The following is a 25486-nucleotide window of genomic DNA, read 5'->3' as shown; positions in this document are numbered from 1 at the left end:
GACCATGAACAAAGTAAAGGCACTGATCAGCGGTGTGGCTCTGTCGGTTGCGATGGCAACCTCGGCACTGGCGGCGGGCGTTGAAATCAACGCATCCTCCACCGGCCTGGCCATGCAGGGCTATGACCCGGTCGCATATTTCACGGACGGTGCCCCCACCAAGGGCAGCTACAAAATCACTTCCATTTACAATGACGCAACCTACCGCTTTGCCACGGAAGAGCACAAAGCGGCGTTTGAAAAGAATCCCGAAGCCTATGTGCCGGCCTACGGCGGCTATTGCGCCTTCGGCACTGCGATGGGCTTCAAGTTCGACGGCGATCCGAACCACTGGAAGATCGTCGACAACACCCTGTACCTGAACCTGTCGCAGGACATTCAGGACCGCTGGGAAGGCGACATTCCGGGCTTCATCCAGAATGCCAACGCCAACTGGACCGATATTGCGGACAAAGACCCGGCGGAGCTGCAGACGCAGTAGGCCTGAGGCCTCCACTCACGTGCAAACAACCGGCGGCAGGGCAATCTGCCGCCGGTTTCTTAAATAAAAAAGGCCGCGCCCGGAGCGCGGCCTCTTTCGTCTGTAGTCAGTAGGCGAATTCGCTGTAAATGCGGGAGAGATCCCCCTCCCAGGCGCCGTTGTAGCGCTCCATCAGCTCATCCGCGGGGACCTTGCCGGTTTCCAGGCTGTCCTTCAGCGCGTTCAGGAAATGGGTTTCGTCCGGCACCAGACCGCCAGCGCCGGGGCGCGCGCGCGCCTTGAGGCCGCCTTCGGAGATCGCGACCGTCTCGCGGGCCAGCTCGTGCATGCTGATGCCGTTCACCTTGGCCTGCAGCCCCTGTTCCGAGGCGGCGACGCGCAGGGCGTCGCGGGTTTCCGCGTCCCAGCCCTTGACCAGGTCCCAGGCCGCGTCCAGCGCGGTCTGATCATAGGTGAGCCCCACCCAGAAGGCCGGCAGCGCACAGAGGCGGCGCCAGGGGCCGCCGTCGGCGCCGCGCATCTCGATGAATTTCTTGATGCGCGCCTCGGGGAAGATGGTGGTCAGGTGGTCGGCCCAATCGCTGAGCGTTGGGGTTTCGCCGGGCAGCGCAGGCAGCTCGCCCTTGAGAAAGTCGCGGAAGGACATGCCGAGCGCGTTGATGTATTCGCCGTTGCGGTAGACGAAATACATCGGCACATCGAGGGCGTATTGCACCCAGGCCTCGAACCCGAAGCCCTCCTCGAACACAAACGGCAGCATGCCGGTCCGATCGGCGTCCAGCGAGCGCCAGACGCGGGCGCGCCAGGACTTGTGGCCGTTGGGCCGGCCGTCCAAGAAAGGGGAGTTGGCAAACAGCGCCGTTGCGACCGGCTGCAGTGCCAGCGCCACCCGCAGCTTCTGCACCATGTCTGCCTCGGAGGAAAAATCGAGGTTCACCTGCACGGTGCAGGTGCGGCGCATCATGGTGGTGCCCATGGTGCCGACTTCCTGCATGTAGCCGTCCATCAGCTTATAGCGGCCCTTGGGCATCAGCGGCATGTCTTCATGGCGCCACACAGGGGCGGCGCCCAGGCCGATGAATCCGACGCCGATCTTGTCGGCGATGTCCTTGACGTCGCGCAGGTGGGCGTTCACCTCGTCGCAGGTCTCGTGGATGGTTTCCAGCGGCGCGCCGGACAGTTCCAGCTGGCCGCCCGGCTCCAGGCTGATGTTGGCGCCGTCCTTGGTCAGACCGATCAGGTTGCCGCCTTCAGTCAGCGGCGCCCAGCCGTGGCCGTCGCGCAGGCCCTCAAGCACTGCCTGGATGGAGCGCTCGCCGGCATAGGGAAGCGGCTTCAGCGTGTCCTTGCAGAAGCCGAACTTCTCGTGCTCGGTGCCGATGCGCCAGTCTTCCTTGGGTTTGCAGCCGTCGGCAAGATACTGGGCAAGCTGCTCGTGGCGTTCGATCGGCCCGCCGCCGGACTGGGGAATGGACATGCCTGGCACTCCGTCCTGTTAGATCTGTCTTGAAGGGTCAGTCGTGGGCGGAATCGCCGCCGGTGTCAATGCAGGCGCTGATGTTCCGGGCGGCTGGCGGCACGCTCCCAAATCACGACCTGGTGAGGGCCCCGGCGGCGCAGCTCCGCCAGCATCCGCTCAGTCTTGAGGCCCGGGAGGGCGGCAAAGACATCAAACAGCGCCTCATAACCTTCCGCATTCACCGGGATTGCCAGCGGCGGCTGGCCGGGCTGCTCCAGCAGCCAGTGCGGCGGCTTGGAAGTGTGATCCAGCGCCAGCCGCTCCAGTTCCGAGGCCGCAACCGCACCGCCGGTGAGCGGCCCGAAATAGGCGATCTGCCCTTCATCCACCTGCACCACGCCAGGGCCGCCGGTGCCGCGCCGGAACCGCATCCGCTGGGCGCCGATCACTGCGGTCACCAGCCCGGTGGCAACCAGAGCCCAGCCGCTGATCGCAGTAAAGCCAGCCGAGGAAAACGCCCATTTCAGCCCCAGCAGGAACATCAGGGCAGCGGCCAGAACCTCGCGCCATTGCCACAGCGCGTCGCGGGCTTCGGGGCGGATGAAACTCATGTGTTTCGCCTCATAAAAACGTCTGGCAGGCGGTACGGCCTGCCGTGCCCTCCTTACTTGTGGGGTCAGGGCGGCGGATGCAATGGCGGCCACGCCGATTGCAGGCTGCGTGGGCGGTTTCTGCACCGCCGGCTGCCGCTGACGCACACGAAAAGGTTAACCGAAAATGGTTTCCAAACCGTGACCGGAGACATGGCCCCGCTTTTACCAGTCCCCCAGCGCCTGCTGCCATAGGGTCATGGCGGCCACGGCTGCGGTGTCCGCGCGCAAAATGCGGGGGCCGAGGCTGACCACATGGGATTGCGGCAGCGCGTGAAGGCGTTTGCGCTCCGCCTCGGAAAAGCCGCCTTCCGGACCGATCAGAATGGCCCATGGGGCGACTTTCTGCGTCTCCGCGGCCAGTTGCAGCGCATTGCCCACCTCAGCCTCATCGCAGAACATCAGCTGCCGCTCGGCGGGCCACAGGTCCAGGAGGCGCGGGAGTTTCTGCAAATCCGCCACCTCCGGCACATAGGTGCCGCCGCATTGCTCTGCCGCCTCGACCGCATGAGCCTGCAGCCGGTCCTGGCGGATGCGTTCGGAATTGGTGAACTCGGTCTGCACCGGCAGGATGCGGGCGGCGCCCATCTCCGCCGCCTTTTCGACAATGAAATCGGTGCGCGCCTTCTTGATCGGGGCAAACATCAGCCACAGGTCCGGCGGCAGCTGCAGGGGCTTCGTCTGCTCCAGGCAGACCAGCGTGCCGCCGCGTTTGCCGGCTTCAGCAACCTCGGCCAGCCACTCGCCATCCTGGCCGTTGAACAGCGCCACATAGGCGCCAACAGACAGCCGCATCACCCCGAACAGGTAATGCGCCTGATCACGATCCAAGGGAACCGATTGCCCTGCCCCCAAAGGGTGCTCTACATACAGTCTGATTTTTGCACTCATGGGGTCCTACATATGCAAGGCCAGAAGCCAGCGCCAGAGGGTCAGGTCGCGGATGCGGTCAAGGGAAACTGGGTCGACACATATGCGCCGGAATGGACGCGGCCCTACCTGCGCCTCAGCCGCGCCGACCGTCCGATCGGCACCTGGCTGTTGCTGATCCCCTGCTGGTGGGGGCTGGCACTGGCGATCCTCGCGGATCAAAGCCCGCGCTGGAGCGACCTTTGGATTGCCATCGGCTGCGCGGCCGGCGCCTGGCTGATGCGCGGGGCCGGTTGCACCTGGAACGACATCACCGACCGCAACTTCGACGGCCAGGTGGAGCGCACCCGCTCGCGCCCGATCCCCTCGGGCCAAGTGACGGTCAAGGGCGCGCTGGCCTGGATGGGGCTGCAGTGCCTGGCTGGGCTTGCAATCCTGCTGACTTTCAACCAGGCGGCCATTGCCATGGGCATCCTGTCGCTGCTGCCGGTGGCGGTCTATCCCTTTGCCAAGCGGTTCACCTGGTGGCCGCAGGTGTTCCTCGGCCTCGCCTTCAACTGGGGCGCCATGCTGGCTTGGGTGGCGCACACCGGATCCATGGGATGGCCACCGGTGCTGCTGTATCTGGCGGGCATCGCCTGGACACTGTTCTATGACACCATCTATGCCCATCAGGACACCGAGGATGACGCGCTGATCGGCGTGAAATCCACCGCCCGGCTATTCGGCAGCCAAACACCAATGTGGCTGCGCCGCTTCATCGTTGCCTTCGTCTGCCTGATGGCGATGGCAGTGATCGGAGCGATGCTGGAGAGCGCCTCAGTGCTGGCGCTGGTGCTGGCCCTGGCCGCCCCTTGGGCGATGGGCTGGCACATGACCTGGCAGTTGCGCGCCTTTGACGCGGAAAACAATGCCCGGCTGCTGCAGCTGTTCCGGCTCAACCGCGATACCGGCCTGATCCCGCTGATCTTCTTTGCGCTCGCCATGTTCGTGTGATTGAACCGCCGCGCCCGGCAGGGTATGAGCCACTAACTGACCAAGGGAAATTGCCGCCATATGCGCTTGTCCTCTCTGCTGATCCCAGGCCTGGCTTTCACAGCCGCCGCAGGGCTGAGCCTTGTTGCCGCCGGTTTTACCGTCACCGCAGTTGAGCGCAGCACCGAAACCGGGGTGCGCCAGACACTTGACCGTGCCGGGCACACCTGGGCGGAAGTCACCGCGGACGGGCTTCAGGTGCTGCTGGAAGGCACGGCGCCCGACGAAGCAACCCGGTTTTCGGTGATTTCCCTGGTTGGCGGCGTGGTGGATGCGGCCCGGATCATCGACGGGATGGAGGTTCCCCCGGCCAAGGGCCTGGCACCGCCGCGGTTTTCCGCGGAAATCCTGCGCAATGACAGCGGCATCTCTATTATCGGGCTGATCCCGGCAGGCTCCGGCCGCGCAGCGATGGTCAAGCAGCTGAACGCCCTGGCAGGGGAAGGCAGCGTCGCGGACCTTCTGGAAACCGCCAAATATGCCAAGCCCGAGGGCTGGCAGCAGGCGCTGGATTTTGCCGTCGAGGCGTTGAAGCTGTTGCCGCGCGCCAAGATTTCGGTGGAAGCCGGCGAGGTATCCATCACCGCAATTTCCGGCAGTGAAGAGGCCAAGCACCGGCTGGAAGAGCAGCTGGGCCGGCTGGCGCCTCCGGGGCTGCGTTTAGCGATGGACATTGCGGCGCCGCGTCCGGTGATTACCCCCTTCACCCTGCGCTTCCTGCTGGAGGAAGGCGGCGCCCAGTTCGATGCCTGCTCCGCCGAGAGCGAGGAAAGCCGCAAACGCATTCTTGCTGCGGCCCGCAAGGCCGGGCTGGAGGGGGAGGCCGATTGCGTGATTGGCATGGGCGTGCCCTCGCCGAACTGGGCCCGCGCGGCGGAATTGAGCATCGCCAGCCTTGCGGAGCTTGGCGGCGGCTCCGTCACCATTGCCAATGCCGATATTACTCTGGTGGCCGCAGAAGGCACCGCCAGCGGCACTTTCGACCACGTGGTGGGCGAACTGGAAAGCGCCCTGCCCAGAGTCTTTGCCTTGCACGCGGTGCTGCCGGTGCCCGAATCCAGCGCCACCGCCGGGCCGCCGGAGTTCACCGCTACCCTTAGCCCAGAAGGCCAGGTGCAGCTGCGCGGCCGGCTGAGCGACGCTGCCCTGCGCACGGTGGCCGACAGCTATGCCAAGGCTCGCTTCGGCTCGGCCAATGTGCACACCGCCACCCGCGTCGTCGCCGACCTGCCCCCTGATTGGCCGGTTCGGGTGCTGGCCGGACTGGAGGCGCTGTCTTACCTGCAGCGCGGCTCGGTGACGGTAACACCGGAAAACCTGGAACTGCGCGGCATGAGCTACCGCAAGGATGCGCTCGCTGAGATCGCCCGTTTCCTGTCGGCCAAGCTGGGTGAGGCGGAGACCTACGGCCTCGACATCACTTACGAGGAACCGCCTGCACCCAAGGACCAGCCGATCGCGCCTGAACTCTGCGAGGCGCAGCTTGCCAGTGCCCAAGCCGAATCAAAGATCACCTTTGAACCCGGATCCGCCACCATTGCCGCGGAAAGCGCCGGCACCATGGACCGTATCGCTGAAGTTCTGGCCAACTGCGGCCCGGTGCGGCTGGAGATTCAGGGCCACACCGACAGCCAGGGGCGCGAAGTGATGAACCAGAACCTGAGCCAGGCAAGGGCGCAATCGGTGCTGAACGAACTGCGCGCGCGCCGGGTTGTAACCTCGACCTTCGCCGCTAAGGGCTATGGCGAGAGCGAGCCGATTGCCGACAATGGCACCGAAGAAGGCCGCGAGGCCAACCGCCGCATCGAGTTCAAGCTGGTCCGCCCTGCAGAGCAGGAGGAAGCGGATATCGAGGATACCGGCGGGACCGCCGGCAGCGCTGAGGACGCACAGGAGACTACAGAGGAATGAACAGGACCGAGTTCATCATCACCACCGCGATCATCCTGTTTGCGGCCTTTGCCATGGGCTGGTTTGCCAATTGGCTGGTGCACCGCTTCACCCGTGTGCGTCAAAGCGATGTGGCCGATCTCGACCGGATGAGCCAGGAGCTGCATGAGGCGGAAGAGACGCGCGATCAGGCAATCACGTATTTGCAGCAGCGCGAGGCGGAACTGACCAACCAGCTGACCCAGACCGAGGCAGAGCTGCGCGCGGCGATGGATGGCCTGCGCGAGGCCCGCCGCGAGGCCGAAGAGCTGCGCAGCCAGATCCCGCATTAGGCAGACGCGCTGAGCGGCGCGCTCCCGCGCCTGAAACCCACGCTGGTTGCGCCACAGCCTTGGGCATGGCACCGCGCCAGCGCGCGGTGCGGGCCTCATTTAACCACCGGCGGGTCAAGGAGTCCGCAGGCCCCGCGCAGCGGCTTCCTCTTGATGCGCAACTCTAAAAACTTGCGTTGGACCTGACCGGGCAAACCTGCCCGTTCAGGCCTTCTCCACAGAAGAAGACGCCGCGCGTAAGCGCGGCGCCGGGCCCAACAGGCGGAAATCATCTGTGATGATTGAACATCTGGCGGGAGCTCCCTGCCGCGGTTTCACCAGCGTTTCAGAGCGTCTTCGTCGGCAACTTTGGCCGCCACCCAGTCCGACCCTCCGCCGGCCAGGATTTCCTTTTTCCAGAAGGGGGCGCGCGATTTCAGATAGTCCATCAGATATTCCGCCGCCTCAAACGCGTCCTTGCGGTGGCGGGCAGCTGTAGCGACCATCATGATGCGCTCACCCGGGGCCAAGCGGCCGTGGCGGTGGATCACCAAGGCATCAGCCAGCGACCAGCGCTCCACGGCCTCCTCCGCGATGGCAGTCAGCGCCTTTTCCGTCATGCCGGGGTAATGCTCGATCTCCATCGCCTGAAGTCCGCCCTGATCGGAATCCCGGACAACACCTGCGAAGGTCACGACGGCGCCGGCGTTTTCCACCCCTGCCGCGAAGGCGTCGCTTTCGGCACCCAATTCAAACGGGGCTACCTGCACGGAAATCCGCATTGCCTCAGCCTCCGGTCATCGGCGGGAAAAAAGCGACTTCGCGCACCCCGTCCAGCGGCGCATCGAATTCCGACAGCTCCTGGTCCAGCGCCACCCGCAGGGCGGACAAATCGGCAAAAGCTGCTGCATAGCGGTCTTCGCGCCCGCGCAGCTCCTCGACCAGATCCGCAACCGTGGCGGCAGAGGTCTCCACCCGTTCGCGCGGCAGGCCGATGCGCTCCCGTACCCAGGCGAAATAGAGGATGTCCATCAATGTGCCTCCTTCAGATGCGGCATCGCCTTGCGCAGATAGTCGACCCCGGTAATCGCAGTCAGGGCAGCGGCAACCCAAAGCAGCCACAACCCGATGCGCCCTGTCCACACCATGCCCTCGAATTTCCAGCGCAGGCCCATTTCGTCGGAAACTTCCCCGGTCATGATCTGGTCAATCAGCGCCTGATCCATGCCAAAGGAGGACATGACAAGATAGTGCTCAAAAATGCCCTGGGAGAACAGGGTGGCGATGGCGATCATCTGCGCGGTGGTCTTCCACTTGGCAAGCTTGGTCACCTTCAGCGTCCCGGCCGCTGCGCCCAAAAATTCGCGCAGCCCCGACACAAACACTTCGCGGAACAGGATCACCGTGGCGGGCAGCACGAGCCAAGGGGTCCAGTGTTCGGTGGAGTAGCCCACCAGAATCATCAGCGCGATCACCACCATCGCCTTGTCAGCAATCGGGTCCAGCATCGCCCCCATCTTGGTTTCCTGCTTCCAGGCCCGCGCCAGATAGCCGTCGAACCAGTCGGTCACCGCAGCGGTGACAAACAGCAGCAAGGCAAACCAGTCCGCATAGGGCCGGTGGAAGTACAGGAACATCACGGCCAGGCCGGGCGCCGCGACCAGCCGCAGCAGGGTGAGAATATTGGGTAAAGTCCACTTCATGCGGCGCACATTATCCGGCTGTTTCGAAAGTGGAAAGCGGGCTTGACTAAAATTTGGCGATGTCTGGCAAAGACCGGGGCCATCGCGCGTTGCCGCTCCAGTATGAACGCACGTGCTTCGCATCCCCCTCACCCAACGGACGTATCCAGCAACGCACCCTTCTTTTCACCGTGATGACTGGAACGATCAAATTTCCGGTGCACCTCGTTGAGCCGGTCGCGGCCGTCAAAGATATGGATATTGATAACCCGCATCAAATCCTCCTTTGCCTGCTTAAGGGCCTCGGCCTCGGTTTCCGCCAGCCCGGTGCCTTTCAGCTTGTCCAATTCCTTGGCGATCTTCCCGCATTCCTTCTTAGCCTTATCCACATGTTGGGCCTCATGCGCCAGGCAGCAGGCATAAAAGCGATACCATTCAATCAGCGCCCGCGGCGACAGCCCGCTGACAGAGCGTCTCGGGCAGCGGACGGTTGTGTGCAGGACAACTTTGAGGGCCGAGACCTTCGCTCTCACTTCGAACCAGCCGGTCTTCTTGTCGATCTTTGCCTTTCCATCGGCTGCAAACTTGCCCTTGGCGGTCATGCATTCCAGCTCGGTTGTGGTCAGAAAAGCCACCTTCTTGTTGTCATTCGGGTCTTTCGGACCGCTCTTTTTGATGCTTTTGGCAACATCCGGAAGCGTCTTTCCGGACACCGGATAGGGATCATAGACAACGGGTTTCACGGTCAGAGAGACGGGCATAACTCCTCCGGGCAGCTAGGGACTGCCCTTCAAAAATAGCGCGATTGCCATTGCGCCCAAGTCGGGTGGTCTAGCTCTGCCCGTGGAAGTGGTCATAGATGCGTTCCGCCAGGGCTTCGGATATCCCGTCCACCGCCTTGAGATCGGCCAGATTGGCGCGGCTTACCGCCTTGGCGCTGCCGAAATGGGCCAGCAATGCGCGCTTGCGCGACGCGCCGACGCCGGACACCTCATCCAGCGGCGTGGCGCTCAGCGCCTTGGCGCGTTTGGCGCGGTGTGTGCCGATCGCGAACCTGTGCGCCTCGTCCCGCATCCGCTGAATGAAATAGAGCACCGGATCGTTGCGCTGCAGGGCGAAGGCGCTTTTGCCGGGACGGTAGAACTCTTCCTTGCCGTGGTCACGGTCCACGCCCTTTGCGACGCCGATCATGGGAATGTCCTGCACGCCGTGTTCTTCCATGATCTCCGCCACAGCCGAGACCTGGCCGGCGCCGCCGTCGATCAGCAGCAAATCCGGCCAAAGGCCCTTGTCCCGGTCCGGGTCTTCCTTCAGCAGGCGCGAGAAGCGGCGGTTCAGAACCTCTTTCATCATGCCGAAGTCATCGCCGGGCACCAGGTCGTCCCCCCGGATATTGAACTTGCGGTAGGCGTTTTTCATGAAACCCTCCGGCCCCATCACGATCATGCCGCCCACCGCATTGGTGCCCTGAATGTGCGAGTTGTCGTAAACTTCGATCCGTTGCGGCGGGCTGTCCAGCCCGAAAGCCTCGGCCAAGCTGCGCAAGAGCTTGGCCTGGGTCGCGCTTTCAGCCATGCGGCGAGCCAGGCTTTCGCGCGCGTTACGCACGGCAAAGGCGACCAGCTCGGTCTTCTCGCCGCGCTGGGGCACCAGCAGTTCCACCTTGCGGTCCGCTTTTTCGCTCAGCGCCGCTTCCATCAGGTCGGCATTCTCAATCGCATCGGACAGGATCAGCTGACGCGGCGGCTCCTTGTTGCTGTAAAACTGGCCGAGGAAGGCCTCCATGATCTCCGCCGGGCTGTTGTCGGCATCCACACGTGGATAGAAATCCTGGTTGCCCCAGTTCTGGTTGGCGCGGATGAAGAACACCTGCACGCAAGCCTGGCCGCCCTCCATATGCAGGCCGACCACATCCGCCTCGGCGACACCGCGCGGGTTGATGCCCTGACTTGTCTGCACCTGGGTCAGCGCCTTGATCCGGTCGCGCAGCGCCGCCGCACGCTCGAACTCCATCGCCTCGGAGGCCGCCATCATCTGCTCTGCCAACTCCTCCTGGATCTTGGTGGAGCGGCCGGACAGAAAACGTTCGGCGTCGCGGACACTGGCGGCATAATCCTCTTCACTGATCAGCCCGGTGCAAGGCGCGGTGCAGCGCTTGATCTGGTATTGCAGGCAGGGGCGCGTACGGGTCTCGAACATGGAATCCGAGCAGTTGCGCAGCAGAAATGCCTTCTGCAGCTGGTTCAGCGTCCGGTTCACCGCCCCTGCGCTGGCGAAGGGGCCGAAATAGCTGCCCTTCTGCTTGCGGGCGCCACGGTGCTTCTTGATCTGCGGAAAGGCGTGATCCTTGGCCACAAGAATATTCGGGAAGCTTTTGTCATCGCGCAACAGCACATTGTACTTAGGCTTCAACTGTTTGATCAGGTTCTGCTCCAGCAGCAGCGCCTCGGTCTCTGTGCGGGTGGTCAGGAACATCATCGAGGCGGTGAGCGCGATCATCCGCTCGATCCGCGGGCTGTTTCCGGGCCGCGTGTAATTCGACACCCTTGCCTTCAGATTGCGCGCCTTGCCGACGTACAGAACCCGGCTGTCCGCATCCAGCATCCGGTAAACGCCGGGCGATGCGTCCAGTGTTTTCACATAATCCTGGATTACCGCATAACCGGTGCGGGTTGGCGAATCCGGGGCTGCATCGGAAGGCTGGTTAGTCATGCGCCCAGACATATGATTCCCCGGCCGTGGCTGCAATGTTTGCTTGCCGGGATCAAGTGCGGGAAAATCCACGGATGCTGTGGATAACTACGGAGATATCTTTGGGCTATCCCGTCTTTTCTCTTATATTCTGGCCGTTTTGGACGGATGCCTAAAAAATAGGCAACGTGATAAGATAATGTTTTCAATGAAAACTTTTCCGCACCCCTGACAAGGTTCTGAAAACAAAGGCACTTTTGTAACGCTTCCGTGACGGCATCCGGACCGGTGCAAAACTTGCATCAAAAGGGGCAGTTCTGCCCCTGTATGCGTCACTCAAGCCCGCAGCTGTCGGGGGTCTGCCAGCCCAGGTGCTGGCCGCCATCGACACAGATCATCTGGCCGGTCACAGCCTTGGCTTGCAGCAGATAGCTGAGGGCCGCAGTGACGTCACCCGCATCCGCACCGCGCTGCAGGATCGTGGCCTTGCGCTGGCGGGAAAACTGCTCTGAGCTTTGCCGCGGGCCCTGCAGCGTCGGCCCCGGGCCAATGGCGTTGACCCGGATCCGAGGCGCCAGCGACTGGGCCGCGGTCCGGGTCAGCGTCCACAGCGCCGATTTTGCAAGGGTGTAACTCATGAACTCAGGGGTCAGCTTGCGCACACGCTGATCGATCATGTTGACCGCCAGCCCCCAGGCAAGCGGTTCGCCGCCTTGGTCGCAAGTCAGCCCGACATCCTGCGCCGCCATCGCCTGCAGCAGCACAAAGGGCGCCCTCAGGTTGCTGTCCAAATGACGGTCCCAGCTGCCACGGGTGGCCGTTTCCAAGGTGTCGTGCTCGAACACGGATGCATTATTGACCAGGCAAGTTACCGGACCGCCCAGTGCTGCTGCCGCACGCGGCAGGAGCGCCTGGGCCTGATCCTCCTCCAGCAGGTCCGCCTGCAAGGCCACTGCCTGGCGGCCCATTTTGCAGACCTGGGCAGCAGTGTCCTCAGCCTCGCCAGACGAGGAGGCATAGTGGACAGCCACGTCATATCCCTGTGCCGCAAGCTCCAGCGCCATGGCCCGGCCCAGCCGTTTGCCCGCTCCGGTCACCAATGCCCGCATCTGCGCCTCCCTGCTGCTCTTGCAGTGACAGAGTTAGAACAGGACGAAGAGATAGGCCAGATAGAGTGCCGTGAGAATAACGCCCCATGTGCGGGTGATGTCCTGCTTGAAAAACACGAACGGGATCAGCAGCAGCGAGGCTGCCAGCATCACCCACAGGTCAAACCGCAGGAACTCCGGGTCCACAGAGATCGGGCCGATAAAGGTTGCAACACCGATAATGGCCAGGAGGTTGAACATGTTAGAGCCGATCACATTGCCAAGCGCAACATCCGCCTGGCGCCGCAGCGCCGCCATCACAGTAGTCGCCAGCTCTGGCAGCGACGTTCCGACGGCCACCAATGTTAGGCCGATAACGGTCTCGCTGATTCCATAAAGGCGGGCGATGACCGTCGCATTGTCGACCAGCATGTCGGCCCCCAGCGGCAGGCCGACCAGGCCCAGCAGCAGATAGGTGCAGACCCGCCAATAGGGCATGTCCGGGTCCGCTTCCTCGATCTCTTCCAGGTCTGTCTCCGCCGCGCAGCCATTACCGTTGCGGCGGTGATTGCGGGCCTCGTGAAATGCCACCCCCAGTACCCCGGCAAGCGCTGCCAGAAGGATCAGCCCGGACCAGATGGTGAAAGTGCCGCAAAATGCCAGGCCGATGAACAGCACCGAGGCGCCCAGCATGAAGATATAGTTCTTGCGGGTGCTGCATTCGCTCGTGTGCAGCGCGCGCATCATCGCAGGAATGCCCAGCACAAGCAGGATATTGGCAGTGTTAGATCCCACCACGTTACCCAGTGCGATGCCGTCCGCATTGTGGCTAACCGCCTTGATGGCAATCAGCAGCTCTGGTGCCGACGTGCCGAAGGCGACAATGGTCAGGCTGACGATCAGCGCAGGCACCCCAAGCCGCAGACTGAGGTTCACTGCGCCGCGCACCAGCGCATCGCCGGCCAGCAGCAGGATCAACAGGCCAAGCGCCGAATACAGCCATGGCATCATTTGCCACGATCTCCTTTTTTACAGACGCAAGGTCCCTTGCCGATCTTGAAGCGGCCACAGGAGGGGCAGCGCCTGGAATTGATGTGCTTCTGGCCGGGAAACCGCAGCTTGCCGAACATCGCAAGCACAGCCATCACCACCAGAAAGATTGCAACGATCTTGAACAGCACGTCAGAGCCCGAAACGCGCGAACTCGGCACGCTCCTCGATCCCGGCCAACGCGTCCTGCGCGATCTGCAGGCCGAAGCGGCTGAGCAGCGGTTTCTTGAGGCCATAGCGGCGGAAGCGGACCTTCTCGCCGTAACGTTCCTGCATCTTGGATTTCAAGTGGCCGATGCCGTCGATCAGCCCCAGTTCTTCCGCCCGGCGTGCCAGCCAGACTTCACCGGTGAACAGGTTTTCATCACTGTGCAGCTTCCCCCCCCGGCGTTCGGTGACATGGTCGATGAAGTTGGCGTGAATGTCGTTCAGGATCACCTTGAGGCGCTTCACATCCTCCGGGTTTTCCGGGCGGAACGGGTCCAGCATGGATTTGCTCTCCCCCGCGGTATGGACCCGCCGCTCCACCCCCTGACGGGCCAGAAACACATGGGCACCGAAACCTGAGGATATCACCCCGACAGAGCCCAGAACAGAGCTCGCATCCGCCCAGATTTCATCCGCAGCAGCTGCCAGCCAGTAGCCCCCGGAAGCGGCAACATCCTCGACAAAGGCATAGACCGGCACGTTCAGTTCTTCGGAAAGCGCCCGGATGCGGGCGCCGATCAGCGAGCTTTGCACGGGCGAACCACCTGGCGAATTGATCTCCAGGGCTACCGCCGCAGGCTTGCCCTTGCGGAAGGCGCGCTCCAGCACCGGAGCCAGCGCGGCATCACTTAGCGAGCCGCGGCCGGGCATGCCGATAGCGCCGTTCAGACGCACGACTGCAACCAGTGGCGGCCGTTTCAGGAAAGGCAGGTGAAATCTCATGGCGCCGATGTAGAGGCCGGCACCGGGTGAAACAAGGTGCCCCGCCCGGGGAAATTCCCTGAAATGCAAAAACCGCGCGGTAGCAGGCAAAATTGCAACGCCCCCGCTGCAAACCGGGAAGAGCAGCGGGCCGCGCACGGAACAGGCAGAAGCCATGTGGTTAGCCGCTCCTGCAGGCGGCAGGCTACTCCTGCGGCGTCAGGCTACTCCTCAAGCGTCAGGCGCGGATGCGCCAGCCCGTCTTGAAGATCCACCAGATGACCCCCATGCAAGCCAGAGTAAAGCCGCCAATGGCGCACAGGCTCAGCAGCACCGGCACATCCGCTTGGCCGAAGAACGCCCATCGGAAGCCCGAGACCAGATAGACAACCGGGTTGAACAGGGTAATCGTCTGCCATATCGGCGGCAGCATCGAAATCGAGTAAAAGGAGCCGCCCAGAAACACCAGCGGTGTCACCACCAATAGCGGCACTAGCTGGAGCTGTTCGAAATTGCCCGCCCAGATGCCGATGATGAACCCCATCAGCGAAAAACTGAGGCAGGTCAGCACCAGAAAGGCAACCATCGCAAAGGGGTGCTGAATGCTGAGGTCCACAAATAGCGCGGCCGTGCACAGGATCACAGTGCCGATAAACAGCGACTTTGTCGCCGCCGCTCCGACAAAGCCTGCGACCACCTCCAGGAAGTTGATCGGTGCTGAGAGGATTTCATAGATGTTACCGATGAACTTGGGGAAATAGATCCCGAAGGAGGCGTTGGAAATGCTCTGGGTGATTACAGACAGCATGATCAGCCCTGGCACGATGAAGGCACCGTATTCAACCCCGTCGACCTCCTGGATGCGGCTGCCGATGGCACTGCCGAACACCACGAAGTAGAGCGATGTGGACAGCACCGGCGAGATGAAGCTTTGCAGGAAAGTGCGCCAGAAGCGCGCCATTTCCGCCTTGTAAATGGTGGCGACTGCTGTCCAGTTCACGCTGCGTCTCCTGAAACTGCTGCTTCACCGCCACCGTTGCGTGCAACGAGGCCAACGAAGATGTCTTCAAGGCTGGATTCCCGCGTCTGCACATCCGCCAGCACCAGGCCGGCCTCTGCCACATCATTCAGAAGCGTGGTAATACCGGTGCGCTCAGCCCGCGTGTCATAGGTGTAAAGCAGCGCGCCGCCGCCATTCACCAGCTGCAGGTTATGCCCTGCAAGCTGTTCCGGGAGTGCGTCAATCGGCTCTGTCAGCTGAACTTCCAACTGCTTCTGCCCCATCCGGGCCATCAGCCGCTCCTTTTCCTCGACCAGCAGCAAATCGCCGCCGGTGATAACCCCGACCCGGTCGGCAATCGCCTCGGCTTCTTCAATATAGTGGGTGGTCAGGATGATGGTGACGCCGCTTGCCTTCAGCTCCCCCACGATCTCCCACATGTCCTTGCGCAGTTCAACATCAACGCCTGCAGTCGGCTCATCCAAGAACAGGATCTGCGGATCATGGGCCAGCGCCTTGGCAATCAGCACCCGCCGCTTCATGCCGCCGGATAGCTCCATGATCTTAGCGTCCCGCTTTTCCCACAGCGAAAGCTTGCGCAGCACTGCTTCGATCCGGGGCGGGTCCGCAGGCTTGCCGAACAGCCCGCGTGAAAACATGACGGTGTCATGCACCTTGGCAAAGGGCTCCAGCGTGATTTCCTGCGGCACCAATCCGATCAGGGCGCGGGCCTGCCGGAACTGCGAAACATTGTCGAAACCACCCACGCAGACGCTGCCGGAGGTCGCAGTGGTAATGCCGCAAATGGTCGAGATCAGTGTGGTTTTGCCGGCGCCATTGGGGCCGAGCAGTGCCAGTATTTCACCTTCTTCAATATCCAGCGAGACGCCTTTCAGCGCCTGGAAACCGCCATCGTATGTTTTGCGCAGATCGCGGATGGACAGGATCGCTGCCATGATGCCTCCGGGATGGTCTCAAATCCCGGCCACCCTAGCGGCGGTTTGCCGCATCTGCCAGCCCTGCGCCGCGGATCAGTCCGCAGAATGGCATGTGCGCCAGTGCAGGGGTCAGCTACGGCCTGTCACCTTACTGAACCAGCCTTTCTTCTCTTCACCCTCTTCCGGCGTATCGCCATCCTGGCTTTCCTCTTCCGGCGCCAGATGCGCCTGCAGGTTGGCAAAGAACTGATCCGCCATCTTTTTGGCAAAGCCGTCGATGATCCGGCTGCCCAGCTGCGCCAGCTTGCCGCCGACCTTGGCTTCAACGTCATAGGCCAGCAATGTGCCGGTTTCCGACGGCGCCAGCGCCACCACCGCACCGCCTTTGGCGAATCCCGCCGCGCCGCCCTTGCCCTCGCCGGAGATGGTCAGCTTCTCGTTTGCAACCAGATCCGACAGCGTAACCTGCCCCTTAAAGGTGGCTTTGACTGGCCCCACCTTCTGAGTGACCGTGGCCTCGAACCCGTTCTCCGGCGTGCCGGTCACTTCCTGCGCGCCGGGCACGCAGGCCTGCAGCACCTCCGGGCTCAGCAGCGCCGCATAGACGGTTGCGGGGTCAGCGGCGATCTCTTTCTGGTCACTCATCTGCATGGTGGAGCCTCCCTGGCGCTTGCTTACGGTCTGTTCCAGACCTAGCCCCCTGCTCCGCCCCTGCCAAGCCCGCAGTGACATTCAGGCATCTTGCGGCCGCTCCCGGCACTCTTGCCGGCGGCGGTTTGGCCGATTTTATCTTGACGTCAAGATTTTTGACAACTATCTCGATATCAAGACAAATACAAAACCAACACAGGAGCACACCATGAAGATCATTCTCTTTGGCGCCACTGGAGACGCCGGCGGTGCAGCATTGCAGGCGGCCGTTGCCCGCGGCCACCAGGTCACCGCGGTTGCACGCCACCCGCAGGCCCTGGCGGCGGCCAGCCCGCTGGTGACACCGCTGGCACTGGATCTGCTGGCAGAGCCGCAAGCTGCAGCAGACGCCGCCGCGGGCCATGATCTGGCCATCAGCACCCTGCGCCCGCCCGCTGGGCGCGAGCCGGACCTGGTGCCGCTGACCCGCACTGCGCTGGCGGCGGCCCGGAAAGCCGGGATCCCGGTTCTGGTCACCGGCGGCGCTGCAACGCTGAAACTGGCCGACGGCAGCGGCCACACGGTGCTGAGCGCTCCCGGTTTCCTGCCCGAAAGCGTCCGCCCGATTGCAGAGGCCTGCGCCGCGCAGGACGCGCTGCTGGAGGCGGAAACAGAGGCGCAATGGACCTGCCTGCGCCCGCCCGCGATGCTGACGGAGGGGCCGCAGACCGGCAGCTACCGCTTCGGCACCGACACGCTGGTCACCGATGCAAAGGGCAACTCGCAGATTTCCTTTGCCGATTTCGGCGCGGCGCTGCTGGATCTGGCCGAAACCCCGCGCGGCATCCGGCAGAAGCTGACCGTTGCCTGGGGCGCTCCCGCCCCCGCCCTGGCGGTCGGCTAACGCCGCCCTTGGGGCAGCGTTGGGCCAAGCAGCACGTGGCCGCGTGCTGCAGCGCTGCGCGCCAGCGCGGCGCCGGGCCCAAGGCTTTCCCTGGCATCTGCAATGCCTGGCAAAGCCGCGGGAGCCCTTTGCTCGCCCGATGACCGGATCAGCCGCTGGACAGCGCCCTCAGTAGGGCAGCCCGACGTAATTTTCCGCCAGCGACACCTGTGCTGCCTCTGAGGAAAACAGGTAGTCCAGTTCGGCCCGCTGCAGCCGCAGGTCCGTCTCCGACCCCTCCGGCGCCCGGTGCAGCAGGTTGGTCATCCACCAGCTGAACCGCTCCGCCTTCCAGACCCGGGCCAGTGCCTTTTCCGAATAGCCATGCAGCCCGCCGCTATCCCCATTCAGGTAGTGGTCCAGGAACCCATGGTAGAGGTAATGGATATCCGATGCTGCCAGGTTCAGCCCCTTAGCGCCGGTGGGCGGCACGATATGGGCCGCGTCACCCGCCAGGAACAGATTTCCGTACCGCATCGGCTCCGCCACGAAGCTGCGCAGGGGGGCGATGGATTTCTCGATCGAAGGCCCGGTCTGCAGGCCCGCCGCCACGTCCTGCGGCAGCCGCCGTTTCAGCTCCTGCCAGAACGCCGCATCGCTCCAATCCTCCACGCGGTCGGTCAGCGGCACTTGGATGTAATAGCGGCTCAGCACGCGGCTGCGCAGCGAACACAGCGCGAAGCCGCGCTCGTGCCGGGCATAGATCAGCTCCTCAGCCACTGGCGGCGTTTCCGACAGAACCCCCAGCCAGCCGAAGGGATAAACCTTCTCGTACTCCTTCAGCACCTCCGCCGGGATCGACTTGCGGCTGACCCCGTGGAAACCATCGGCGCCGACGATGAAGTCGCACTCTACCCGTTTCGTCTCTCCATTCTGCTCCCAGGTCACGTGAGGACGGGTTTCGGTCAGCGCATGAGGCTGCACATTCTGCGCTTCGTGAATGATCATGCCGCCCATCGCATCGCGCGCATCATAGAGGTCACGGGTCACTTCGGTCTGGCCATAAACCATCACCGTCTCGCCGCCGGTGTGCTTTGCCAGGTCGATCCGGTCCAGCTGCCCCTGATGGGCAATATGGAAGCCCTCGTGGATTTCCCCTTCACGGTCCATTCGTTCACCGCAGCCCGCCTCGCGCATCAGGTTGACGAAACCATGCTCCAGCACGCCCGCCCGGATCCTGCCCAGCACATGCTCCCGTGTGTGCTTCTCCAGCACGATCGAACTGATCCCCTTACGGTACAAAAGCTGCGACAGCAGCAGCCCCGAAGGCCCGCCGCCAATGATGACAACCTGCGTCTGATGCGTGGACATGCGCGTTCCCCATGATCGTTTGCTGCTTTCGTGCGAGGGGAATTATGCGCCGGCGGCGCAATTTTGCGAATGGACCAAGCGCGCCACTACTTGTATATTTCGCACATGAATCTCTCAACCCGCATCGACAGCTACAATCTGTTCGGAGAAACCGCCGAACTAGCTGATGTGCTGCATGTAGAGACAATTCGTGCCAGGTCTGAGCTGCATGACTGGGAATTGCGGCCGCACCGGCACGCCAGGCTGCATCAGCTGCTGGTGCTGATCAGCGGGACGGGAGAGGCGGAACTTGACGGAAACAGACATTACCTCACCCCGCCTTGCCTGATCAATGTGCCCCGCGGCGTTGTGCATGGGTTCCGGTTTGGCAGCGGTACCGGCGGTTGGGTGATCACTCTGACCTCCGATCTGCTGGACCAGAACCTGACACCCGGCGAAGGGGTGCGGGCGCTGCTGGATCTGCCTGCTGTGCGGCCGCTGCCTGGCGGCCTTCAGGATCTGGCAGAGCAGCTTTTCAGCGAATACTGCCGCCGCCGCGACTTCGGCCGGGCGCAGATGCTTCGCGGACTGGCGCTTTCGCTCACCGCTGCGGCTGCGCGCGCCATTGCCGCCGGCCATGATGCTTCTGCGCAGGCGCAGCATAGCACGCTGTTCGCTCGCTTCGAGGCGCTGGTTGAGCGCGACTTTCGTCTGCGCCGCCCGCTGGCGGAATACGCGGATGAGCTGGCGGTGTCACCGACCCATCTGAACCGGATCGCGCATCAGGCCACCGGCCAGCCGGCTTCGGCGCTGGTCAATGCCAGGGTGCTGCGGGAGGCGCGGCGGCTGCTGATCTATACCAACCTGACCGCGGTGCAGATTGCCTATGAACTGGGCTTCAACGATCCCGCGCATTTCAGCCGGATGTTTGCCAAGGGCACCGGAATGCCGCCACGGAAATTCCGCCAGCAGCTTGCCGGAAGCGGCTGAGCCGGAGCAGACTGGACCTTGCAGGCCATCGCAAAGGGAGCGCAAAATGCTGCAAGGGATCCGCATTCTGGAGGTCGAGGGCCTGGGCCCCGGCCCCTTTGCCGCGATGACACTGGCCGACCTCGGGGCGGAGGTGATCTGCGTGCACCGCCCGAACACCCCCCGTACACCGGGCCGTACACCGGGGATGCCGGAAAGCTCGCTGCTGGACCGGGGCAAGCGGTCGATCACGCTGGACCTCAAGGACCCCGCCGATGCCGGGACCTTCCTGAAACTTGCCAAAAACGCACATGGCCTGATCGAGGGCTTCCGCCCCGGTGTGATGGAGCGTCTGGGCCTCGGTCCCGAAGACTGCCACGCGGTGAACCCAGGTCTGGTCTATGGCCGGATGACCGGCTGGGGGCAGGACAGCCCGCTGGCCCATGCGGCGGGGCATGACCTCAATTACATCTCACTATCGGGTGCGCTGTGGTATGCCTCCGCCCCCGGTGACGTGCCGCTGACGCCCGCCACGCTGGTCGGTGATATTGGCGGCGGCGCGATGTATCTGGTGGCGGGAATGCTGGCGGGCATTCTCAAGGCGCAGTCCAGCGGCGCGGGCTGCGTGGTCGATGCCGCGATCTATGACGGCTCAGCCCATATGATGAACCTGTTGATGAGCATCCGCCAGGCCGGGAACTTTGGCGTCACACGTGGAGCAAACCTGCTCGACGGGCCGCATTGGAGCCGCACTTATGCCTGCGCCGATGGCGGCTATGTTTCGGTGCAATGCCTGGAGCCGAAGTTCTATGCGGTGTTTCTGGAAAAGCTGGGACTGTCAGAAGATGCAGACTTCCAGCAGCAGTTCGAAAACACCGTTTGGCCCGCGTTGACCGGCCGTCTTGCCGGCATCTTCGCCAGCCAGCCGCGCGATCACTGGGCGGCCTTGTTCGAGGGGAGTGATGCCTGCGTGGCCCCGGTGCTGAACCCGGAGGAGGCCCAAGCGCATGCGATGAACGCCCGCGGCACCTGGGTTGAAGAGCAGGGCATGCTGCAAGCAGCCCCTGCCCCGCGGTTTTCCGGCCAGCCTGAATGGACGCCGCCGGAAATCCCGCATCGCGGCCAGCACAGCGAGGAAATCCTGGCGAAGCTGGACCGGGAGTAAGCTCAGTCTTCTTTCTTGGCCTTCTCGGCGGCTGCCTTCATCCGCCTAAGCAGCTCGGTCTTGTCCGACTGCTTGCCAAAAGGATTTTTCTTAGTGCCCTTGGCATTGTGTTCCGAATGACGAGGCTTGTTGCTGCCCGCGCGGGCGCCGCCCATTCTGCTGTAGTCCATCGTGAGACCTCTGGATGTATCCGAAGATGCGGCTATTGCCGCATCTTGATAGATAACACAAGATCAGCCGTTGCGGACCGTATCAATCATCAGCTGCACATTGTCCGGGTCCGCGTCGGGAGTGATGCCGTGGCCCAGATTAAAGATATGCGGACCGTTCCGGAAGGCTTGGACAATACGGCGGGTGTCTTCGACCAGATCCTGCCCGCCCGTCACCATGTGGCGGGAGGCCAGGTTGCCCTGCACGCAGCGGTCCACCTGCACATTGGCCGCAGCCCATTCCGGATCAACCGAGTTGTCCAGCGCCACGCAGTCGACGCCGGTTGCCTCGGCAAAACCCACGTAATTTTCGCCTGCCTCGCGCGGGAAGCCGATGACGGGGATGCCCGGGTGGCGTTCCTTCAGCGCCTGGGTGATCTGGCGGCAGGGCTCCAGCGCGTATTTCTGGAATGCCTCGCCCTTCAGCGAGCCGGCCCAGCTGTCAAAGATCTTGACGACTTCGGCCCCGGCCTCGATCTGCTTGGAGAGGTAGTCGATTGTCGCCTCGGTGATGCGCGCCAGCAGCGCCTCGAACAGGGCGGTGTTTTCCTCGCGCAGTGCATGAGCAGGCCCCTGATCCGGGGTGCCGCGGCCTGCGACCATATAGGTGGCGACAGTCCAGGGCGCGCCGGCGAAGCCGATCAGCGTGGTTTCCGCGGGCAGTTCGCGCGACAGGATGCGGACAGTTTCATAGATCGGGGTCAGCGTTTCGTGAATATCTGACGCGGGGCCCAGCTTGGCGAAGTCCGCCTCGGTCGTGATGGTGGAGAGCCGCGGGCCTTCGCCGGTCACGAACCACAGGTCAGCGCCCAGCGCCTGCGGCACCAAGAGGATATCGGCAAAAAGGATCGCAGCGTCAAAACCATAGCGGCGGATCGGCTGCAGGGTCACCTCGGCGGCCAGATCGGGATTGTAGCAGAGCGACAGGAAATCCCCGGCCTGGGCACGTGTGGCGCGGTACTCCGGCAGGTAGCGGCCTGCCTGGCGCATCATCCAGATCGGCGGCACATCCTGTTTTTCACCCGCCAATGCGCGCAGCAGCTTCTTTTGTCCGGCCATGGTCATCCTCTTTGTCAGCTGGCTCCTGAGGTCATGCCTGAGAGGCGGAATGTCAAGAGCAGGGGCGATGTGCCGCGCCCGGCGCGGTTGCGCCTTGTCCTATGTCAAAGCCCGCGCGCCCGGCCCGTGGGAGATGCGCAAAAACCGGTTTCCTCCGGGATGCAAACTGATTTATGGCTTTCTGCATGACACTGACCCTGCCCTCCCCCGCTTCGCCCCTGAAGATCGGCACCCGCGGATCGCCGCTGGCGCTGGCCCAGGCGTATGAGACCCGCGCGCGCCTGGCCGCGGCCTTTGATCTGCCGCAGGAGGCGTTCGAGATCGTGGTGATCAAGACCACCGGCGACAATCAGGCGCTGATTGCGGCGGACAAGCCGCTGAAGGAATTGGGCGGCAAGGGGCTGTTCACCAAGGAAATCGAAGAGGACCTGTTGTCGGGTGCCATCGACATTGCGGTGCATTCGATGAAGGACATGCCGGTCGCGCAGCCTGAGGGGCTGGCGCTGGACACCTATCTGCCGCGCGAGGACGTGCGGGATGCGTTTATTTCTCCTGCGCTGAAGTCCTTGCATGATCTGGCGGAGGGCGCGGTGGTCGGCACCTCCTCTCTGCGCCGCCGGGCGCAGCTGCTCAATCGCCGCCCGGACCTGAAGGTGGTGGAGTTCCGCGGTAATGTGCAGACCCGCCTGCGCAAACTGTCCGAGGGCGTGGCGGGGTGCACCTTCCTGGCGATGGCGGGCCTGAACCGTCTGGCGATGGACGAAGTGCCTGCCACTGCGATTGAGACCAGCGACATGCTGCCCGCGGTGGCGCAGGGCGCCATCGGCATCGAGCGGCGCACAGATGACAGCCGCGCGGGTGATATGCTGGCGGCGATCCATGACCATGAGACGGGTCAGCGCCTGGCGGCGGAACGGGCGTTCCTGGCGGCGCTTGATGGTTCCTGCGAGACGCCGATTGCGGGGCTGGCGGAGCTGGACGGCACCACCCTGCGCCTGCGCGGCGAGGTGCTGCGGCCGGACGGGTCGGAGGCGATCAGTGACGACCAGACCTGTGCAGTCGAGGACGGTGCGGAGCTGGGCCGGGAGATGGCGGCCAAGCTGCTGGAGAAGGCCGGCAAGGGCTTCTTCGACTGGAAGGCCTGAAGCGAGGCGCGGCCTCGCGCTCCGGGATATTTGGGGCCAGATGAATTAAGGATCCGCTCTTCATCCGGCTGAAAAAATCCAGGGGGTGAGCGCCCAGGGCGCGAGAGGGCAAAGCCCCTGCCCGGCGTCAGATCTGCCCGGACCACCTGAGCCAGCTTTCGGGGCTGCCGCGGAAGGTGTTGAGATCGACGTCGCCCGCAATCCCGGGCACCTCGCCGGTGCCGGAATACTGCCAGAAGCTCCAGGCCTTGCCCGGGTAGACCTTTTGCGGGTGGCCCGCGACGGAGCGCAGCCAGAACTCGGTGCCGCCAAGACTGCCGATGCCGGTGTCGCGGTAGAAATCCACCGTGGTGTAGACAACCGGGCGCTTGCCGTAGTGGCGCTCCATGATGTTCAGGAACTTGCGCGCCTCGGCCCGCACGGTGGCGCCGTCAGGCCGCGTGCGGCAGGTGCGGGAGCGGTGATTCCACTCCATGTCCAGCACCGGCGGCAATGCGTTCGGGTCTTTAGGCACATGGCGGATGAACCATTGCGCCTGCTCCGCAGCCGGGCGGCAGAAATAATAATAGTGATAAGCGCCGTGCTTGATGCCCGCGGCGCGCGCGCCGTGCCAGTTGTCGCGGAACTTTGCGTCGGTGTGGTCACCGCCTTCGGTTGCCTTGATATAGGCAAAGGAAACGCCGGAGCGGCGCACCTTGTGCCAGTCGATATCGCCCTGGTAGCGCGAGACGTCGATGCCGTGAACCGGGTAGGACCAAGGCTTGCGCCCGTCCCAATCATGCGGGTCGCGGTCGCCGAAACGGGGATAGGTGGAAAGCCCTGCGAGCCGGGCGTTGGCGGGTTCGGTGCGGGTAACAGCCGGGGCGCCGGCACCCCTTTCCGGCGGCCTGCCGCAGCCCGCTGCCAATGCCAGTGCCAATGCCCCAAGAACCAGTCTGCGCATGTGATGTGCTCCCTGCCTCGTTTCGTGATAACTGCTCTTTTCTTTGCCTGTTGCTTTTCATCTTAGCGCAGGTTAGCGCAATGTCGCGCCCCGATGAGCGCAGATCAGCGTAAATCCGCCGCAAGAAAAACGCGCCGCTGATCAGCGGCGCGATGTCTGTTTCAGGGCTGAGCCCGGCTCAGACCCATTTGGCCAAAGGCGGCAGGCTCATCAGAACCGCGTTGGCGTCGTGGCCTGTTTCCAGCCCGAACTTTGTGCCGCGGTCATATACCAGATTGTATTCCGCATAGAGGCCGCGGTGGATCAGCTGGGCGTCCTTGTCGGCATCGGAGTAGTCCTGCACCCGGCGTTTCTCGACCAGTGGCACGTAAGCCGGCAGGAAGGCGCGGCCGATATCCTGGGTCAGGGCAAAATCCGCAGCCCAATCGCCGGAGTTCTGATCGTCCATGAAGATGCCGCCGACTCCGCGAGCGCGCTTGCGATGGGGGATGTAGAAATACTCATCGGCCCATGCCTTGAGCCGCGGGTAGAGCTCCGCTCCGTGCAGGTCCAGATGCTGCTTCTGCTGCCCGTGGAAATGCTCGGTATCCTCAGCGTACTCGATACAGGGATTGAGGTCAGAGCCGCCGCCGAACCACCAGGCATGCGGGGTCCAGAACATGCGGGTATTCATATGCACGGCCGGCACATGCGGGTTGCGCATATGGGCGACAAGCGAGATGCCTGAGGCCCAGAACCGCGGATCATCCTTCATCCCCGGGGTGCCCTTGCGCGCCGCCATCGCATTCTGGGCACGCGCGCCCAGGGTGCCGTAAACCTCGGATATGTTAACACCAACCTTCTCGAACACCCGGCCGCCGCGCATTACGCTCATCAGCCCGCCGCCCGCGTCGGAGCCATCGTCGGAAGTGCGTTTGGTTTCCGTCACCTCGAACCGGCCCGCCTCCATATCCGAGAATGGGCCTTCGCTGTGGCTGTCCTCCAGCCCCTCGAACGCAGCAACGATCTGATCGCGCAATTCCCGGAACCAAGCGGCCGCCTTGGCCTTTTCCTCTTTCATTTCAGCAGTCACAGGTCTT

The 25486-nt window shown here is 63.4% G+C and carries 27 protein-coding genes and 1 pseudogene; 8 read left to right on the top strand and 20 right to left on the bottom strand.

Annotation, left to right across the window (positions count from 1 at the left end; genetic code table 11):
• The first annotated feature begins 4 nt into the window (after positions 1-4).
• Entirely contained in the window at positions 5-481 is a 477-nt protein-coding gene (locus KUV26_RS10220; protein WP_222503424.1) for a YHS domain-containing (seleno)protein, read from the top strand.
• Between the two features lie 106 nt (positions 482-587).
• On the opposite strand, the gene KUV26_RS10215 is transcribed toward KUV26_RS10220, so the two are convergent.
• From KUV26_RS10215 to KUV26_RS10205, 3 genes are all read right to left on the bottom strand, one after another.
• The gene (locus KUV26_RS10215; RefSeq protein WP_222503423.1) at positions 588-1958 is read right to left on the bottom strand and encodes a glutamate--cysteine ligase; all 1371 of its coding nucleotides are present in this window, start codon (positions 1956-1958) and stop codon (positions 588-590) included.
• 65 nt (positions 1959-2023) lie between these two features.
• Positions 2024-2551 (bottom strand): hypothetical protein, encoded by a 528-nt coding sequence (locus tag KUV26_RS10210; RefSeq protein WP_222508261.1) that lies wholly within the window; start codon positions 2549-2551, stop codon positions 2024-2026.
• A gap of 204 nt (positions 2552-2755) precedes the next feature.
• The gene (locus KUV26_RS10205) at positions 2756-3481 is read right to left on the bottom strand and encodes a 16S rRNA (uracil(1498)-N(3))-methyltransferase (protein WP_222508260.1); all 726 of its coding nucleotides are present in this window, start codon (positions 3479-3481) and stop codon (positions 2756-2758) included.
• Positions 3482-3493: 12 nt separating this feature from the next.
• On the opposite strand from KUV26_RS10205, the gene ubiA reads away from it, so the two are divergent.
• From ubiA to KUV26_RS10190, 3 genes are read left to right on the top strand one after another with little or no spacing between them, the layout of a single operon-like run.
• A complete protein-coding gene (gene ubiA, locus KUV26_RS10200) occupies positions 3494-4456 on the top strand; it encodes a 4-hydroxybenzoate octaprenyltransferase (protein WP_222508259.1) in 963 nt (320 codons plus the stop codon).
• A gap of 60 nt (positions 4457-4516) precedes the next feature.
• Positions 4517-6406 carry an OmpA family protein gene (locus KUV26_RS10195; protein ID WP_222508258.1) on the top strand — a complete coding sequence of 630 codons (1890 nt, stop codon included), beginning with the start codon at positions 4517-4519 and terminating at the stop codon, positions 6404-6406.
• Positions 6403-6717 carry a hypothetical protein gene (locus KUV26_RS10190; RefSeq protein ID WP_222479373.1) on the top strand — a complete coding sequence of 105 codons (315 nt, stop codon included), beginning with the start codon at positions 6403-6405 and terminating at the stop codon, positions 6715-6717. Before KUV26_RS10195 ends, KUV26_RS10190 begins: the two co-directional genes overlap by 4 nt.
• 314 nt (positions 6718-7031) lie before the next feature.
• On the opposite strand, the gene KUV26_RS10185 is transcribed toward KUV26_RS10190, so the two are convergent.
• The 12 genes and pseudogenes from KUV26_RS10185 to KUV26_RS10130 form a co-directional block, all read right to left on the bottom strand.
• Entirely contained in the window at positions 7032-7478 is a 447-nt protein-coding gene (locus KUV26_RS10185; RefSeq protein WP_222508257.1) for a molybdenum cofactor biosynthesis protein MoaE, read from the bottom strand.
• A 4-nt stretch (positions 7479-7482) separates the two neighbouring features.
• Positions 7483-7728 carry a molybdopterin converting factor subunit 1 gene (gene moaD / locus KUV26_RS10180; protein ID WP_222503417.1) on the bottom strand — a complete coding sequence of 82 codons (246 nt, stop codon included), beginning with the start codon at positions 7726-7728 and terminating at the stop codon, positions 7483-7485.
• Positions 7728-8399, bottom strand: a complete 672-nt coding sequence (gene pgsA, locus KUV26_RS10175) for a CDP-diacylglycerol--glycerol-3-phosphate 3-phosphatidyltransferase (RefSeq protein ID WP_222503416.1) — start codon at positions 8397-8399, stop codon at positions 7728-7730. The genes moaD and pgsA overlap by 1 nt, the downstream gene beginning before the upstream one ends.
• Positions 8400-8527: 128 nt before the next feature.
• Positions 8528-9139, bottom strand: coding sequence for a DUF922 domain-containing protein (locus tag KUV26_RS10170; RefSeq protein WP_222508256.1), 612 nt, complete (start codon positions 9137-9139; stop codon positions 8528-8530).
• 70 nt (positions 9140-9209) lie between these two features.
• Positions 9210-11102: an excinuclease ABC subunit UvrC gene (gene uvrC, locus KUV26_RS10165; RefSeq protein WP_222508255.1), complete on the bottom strand. Its 1893-nt coding sequence runs from the start codon at positions 11100-11102 to the stop codon at positions 9210-9212.
• Positions 11103-11401: 299 nt separating this feature from the next.
• Positions 11402-12184: pseudogene (locus KUV26_RS10160) on the bottom strand (SDR family oxidoreductase); the annotation flags it as partial.
• Between the two features lie 27 nt (positions 12185-12211).
• Positions 12212-13168, bottom strand: a complete 957-nt coding sequence (locus KUV26_RS10155; RefSeq protein WP_222508254.1) for a calcium/sodium antiporter — start codon at positions 13166-13168, stop codon at positions 12212-12214.
• A complete protein-coding gene (locus tag KUV26_RS10150; RefSeq protein ID WP_222508253.1) occupies positions 13165-13338 on the bottom strand; it encodes a hypothetical protein in 174 nt (57 codons plus the stop codon). The genes KUV26_RS10155 and KUV26_RS10150 overlap by 4 nt, the downstream gene beginning before the upstream one ends.
• 1 nt (position 13339) lies before the next feature.
• Positions 13340-14137, bottom strand: a complete 798-nt coding sequence (locus KUV26_RS10145; RefSeq protein ID WP_222508252.1) for a S49 family peptidase — start codon at positions 14135-14137, stop codon at positions 13340-13342.
• A 217-nt stretch (positions 14138-14354) separates the two neighbouring features.
• A complete protein-coding gene (locus KUV26_RS10140; protein ID WP_222503409.1) occupies positions 14355-15116 on the bottom strand; it encodes an ABC transporter permease in 762 nt (253 codons plus the stop codon).
• Positions 15113-16072, bottom strand: a complete 960-nt coding sequence (locus KUV26_RS10135) for an ABC transporter ATP-binding protein (protein WP_222508251.1) — start codon at positions 16070-16072, stop codon at positions 15113-15115. The genes KUV26_RS10140 and KUV26_RS10135 overlap by 4 nt, the downstream gene beginning before the upstream one ends.
• Before the next feature lie 111 nt (positions 16073-16183).
• Positions 16184-16705 carry a CoxG family protein gene (locus tag KUV26_RS10130; protein WP_222508250.1) on the bottom strand — a complete coding sequence of 174 codons (522 nt, stop codon included), beginning with the start codon at positions 16703-16705 and terminating at the stop codon, positions 16184-16186.
• Positions 16706-16913: 208 nt separating this feature from the next.
• On the opposite strand from KUV26_RS10130, the gene KUV26_RS10125 reads away from it, so the two are divergent.
• Complete coding sequence (locus KUV26_RS10125; RefSeq protein ID WP_222508249.1) at positions 16914-17588, top strand: NAD(P)-dependent oxidoreductase; 675 nt, start codon at positions 16914-16916, stop codon at positions 17586-17588.
• Positions 17589-17756: 168 nt separating this feature from the next.
• Here the strand turns inward: KUV26_RS10125 and pobA are convergent, their stop codons facing one another.
• A complete protein-coding gene (gene pobA, locus KUV26_RS10120) occupies positions 17757-18938 on the bottom strand; it encodes a 4-hydroxybenzoate 3-monooxygenase (protein ID WP_222508248.1) in 1182 nt (393 codons plus the stop codon).
• Between the two features lie 105 nt (positions 18939-19043).
• Here pobA and KUV26_RS10115 point away from each other — a divergent pair, with 105 nt between their 5' ends.
• Both KUV26_RS10115 and KUV26_RS10110 read left to right on the top strand, forming a co-directional pair.
• Positions 19044-19907 (top strand): helix-turn-helix domain-containing protein, encoded by an 864-nt coding sequence (locus KUV26_RS10115; RefSeq protein ID WP_222508247.1) that lies wholly within the window; start codon positions 19044-19046, stop codon positions 19905-19907.
• A gap of 46 nt (positions 19908-19953) precedes the next feature.
• Positions 19954-21051: a CaiB/BaiF CoA transferase family protein gene (locus KUV26_RS10110; protein WP_222508246.1), complete on the top strand. Its 1098-nt coding sequence runs from the start codon at positions 19954-19956 to the stop codon at positions 21049-21051.
• A 2-nt stretch (positions 21052-21053) separates the two neighbouring features.
• On the opposite strand, the gene KUV26_RS10105 is transcribed toward KUV26_RS10110, so the two are convergent.
• The gene (locus KUV26_RS10105) at positions 21054-21221 is read right to left on the bottom strand and encodes a hypothetical protein (protein WP_222508245.1); all 168 of its coding nucleotides are present in this window, start codon (positions 21219-21221) and stop codon (positions 21054-21056) included.
• Between the two features lie 63 nt (positions 21222-21284).
• Entirely contained in the window at positions 21285-22319 is a 1035-nt protein-coding gene (hemE, locus tag KUV26_RS10100; RefSeq protein WP_222508244.1) for a uroporphyrinogen decarboxylase, read from the bottom strand.
• Positions 22320-22504: 185 nt separating this feature from the next.
• Here hemE and hemC point away from each other — a divergent pair, with 185 nt between their 5' ends.
• Positions 22505-23464 carry a hydroxymethylbilane synthase gene (gene hemC, locus KUV26_RS10095; protein WP_222508243.1) on the top strand — a complete coding sequence of 320 codons (960 nt, stop codon included), beginning with the start codon at positions 22505-22507 and terminating at the stop codon, positions 23462-23464.
• 127 nt (positions 23465-23591) lie between these two features.
• Here the strand turns inward: hemC and KUV26_RS10090 are convergent, their stop codons facing one another.
• Positions 23592-24407 carry a glycoside hydrolase family 25 protein gene (locus KUV26_RS10090; protein WP_222508242.1) on the bottom strand — a complete coding sequence of 272 codons (816 nt, stop codon included), beginning with the start codon at positions 24405-24407 and terminating at the stop codon, positions 23592-23594.
• A gap of 178 nt (positions 24408-24585) precedes the next feature.
• On the bottom strand, positions 24586-25467 hold the full coding sequence (hemF, locus tag KUV26_RS10085) for an oxygen-dependent coproporphyrinogen oxidase (protein ID WP_222508241.1): 882 nt from the start codon (positions 25465-25467) through the stop codon (positions 24586-24588).
• Between the last annotated feature and the right edge of the window lie 19 nt (positions 25468-25486).

The sequence above is a fragment of the Leisingera daeponensis genome (assembly GCF_019801465.1).
Lineage (GTDB): Bacteria > Pseudomonadota > Alphaproteobacteria > Rhodobacterales > Rhodobacteraceae > Leisingera > Leisingera daeponensis_A.
Note: the sequence above shows the minus strand (reverse complement) of the source record. Positions and strands in the feature narration are given on the sequence as shown.

Excerpts from the sequence above, each read along its gene's own strand:
- KUV26_RS10190 (WP_222479373.1), top strand. The coding sequence starts at position 6,403 with ATGAACAGGACCGAGTTCATCATCACCACCGCGATCATCCTGTTTGCG.
- moaD (WP_222503417.1), bottom strand. The coding sequence starts at position 7,728 with ATGGACATCCTCTATTTCGCCTGGGTACGGGAGCGCATCGGCCTGCCG.
- KUV26_RS10195 (WP_222508258.1), top strand. The coding sequence starts at position 4,517 with ATGCGCTTGTCCTCTCTGCTGATCCCAGGCCTGGCTTTCACAGCCGCC.
- pgsA (WP_222503416.1), bottom strand. The coding sequence starts at position 8,399 with ATGAAGTGGACTTTACCCAATATTCTCACCCTGCTGCGGCTGGTCGCG.
- hemE (WP_222508244.1), bottom strand. The coding sequence starts at position 22,319 with ATGGCCGGACAAAAGAAGCTGCTGCGCGCATTGGCGGGTGAAAAACAG.
- KUV26_RS10105 (WP_222508245.1), bottom strand. The coding sequence starts at position 21,221 with ATGGACTACAGCAGAATGGGCGGCGCCCGCGCGGGCAGCAACAAGCCT.
- KUV26_RS10220 (WP_222503424.1), top strand. The coding sequence starts at position 5 with ATGAACAAAGTAAAGGCACTGATCAGCGGTGTGGCTCTGTCGGTTGCG.
- ubiA (WP_222508259.1), top strand. The coding sequence starts at position 3,494 with ATGCAAGGCCAGAAGCCAGCGCCAGAGGGTCAGGTCGCGGATGCGGTC.
- KUV26_RS10125 (WP_222508249.1), top strand. The coding sequence starts at position 16,914 with ATGAAGATCATTCTCTTTGGCGCCACTGGAGACGCCGGCGGTGCAGCA.
- pobA (WP_222508248.1), bottom strand. The coding sequence starts at position 18,938 with ATGTCCACGCATCAGACGCAGGTTGTCATCATTGGCGGCGGGCCTTCG.
- hemF (WP_222508241.1), bottom strand. The coding sequence starts at position 25,467 with ATGAAAGAGGAAAAGGCCAAGGCGGCCGCTTGGTTCCGGGAATTGCGC.
- KUV26_RS10090 (WP_222508242.1), bottom strand. The coding sequence starts at position 24,407 with ATGCGCAGACTGGTTCTTGGGGCATTGGCACTGGCATTGGCAGCGGGC.
- KUV26_RS10170 (WP_222508256.1), bottom strand. The coding sequence starts at position 9,139 with ATGCCCGTCTCTCTGACCGTGAAACCCGTTGTCTATGATCCCTATCCG.
- KUV26_RS10215 (WP_222503423.1), bottom strand. The coding sequence starts at position 1,958 with ATGTCCATTCCCCAGTCCGGCGGCGGGCCGATCGAACGCCACGAGCAG.
- KUV26_RS10185 (WP_222508257.1), bottom strand. The coding sequence starts at position 7,478 with ATGCGGATTTCCGTGCAGGTAGCCCCGTTTGAATTGGGTGCCGAAAGC.
- hemC (WP_222508243.1), top strand. The coding sequence starts at position 22,505 with ATGACACTGACCCTGCCCTCCCCCGCTTCGCCCCTGAAGATCGGCACC.
- KUV26_RS10205 (WP_222508260.1), bottom strand. The coding sequence starts at position 3,481 with ATGAGTGCAAAAATCAGACTGTATGTAGAGCACCCTTTGGGGGCAGGG.
- KUV26_RS10135 (WP_222508251.1), bottom strand. The coding sequence starts at position 16,072 with ATGGCAGCGATCCTGTCCATCCGCGATCTGCGCAAAACATACGATGGC.
- uvrC (WP_222508255.1), bottom strand. The coding sequence starts at position 11,102 with ATGTCTGGGCGCATGACTAACCAGCCTTCCGATGCAGCCCCGGATTCG.
- KUV26_RS10145 (WP_222508252.1), bottom strand. The coding sequence starts at position 14,137 with ATGAGATTTCACCTGCCTTTCCTGAAACGGCCGCCACTGGTTGCAGTC.
- KUV26_RS10155 (WP_222508254.1), bottom strand. The coding sequence starts at position 13,168 with ATGATGCCATGGCTGTATTCGGCGCTTGGCCTGTTGATCCTGCTGCTG.
- KUV26_RS10110 (WP_222508246.1), top strand. The coding sequence starts at position 19,954 with ATGCTGCAAGGGATCCGCATTCTGGAGGTCGAGGGCCTGGGCCCCGGC.
- KUV26_RS10130 (WP_222508250.1), bottom strand. The coding sequence starts at position 16,705 with ATGCAGATGAGTGACCAGAAAGAGATCGCCGCTGACCCCGCAACCGTC.
- KUV26_RS10210 (WP_222508261.1), bottom strand. The coding sequence starts at position 2,551 with ATGAGTTTCATCCGCCCCGAAGCCCGCGACGCGCTGTGGCAATGGCGC.
- KUV26_RS10115 (WP_222508247.1), top strand. The coding sequence starts at position 19,044 with ATGAATCTCTCAACCCGCATCGACAGCTACAATCTGTTCGGAGAAACC.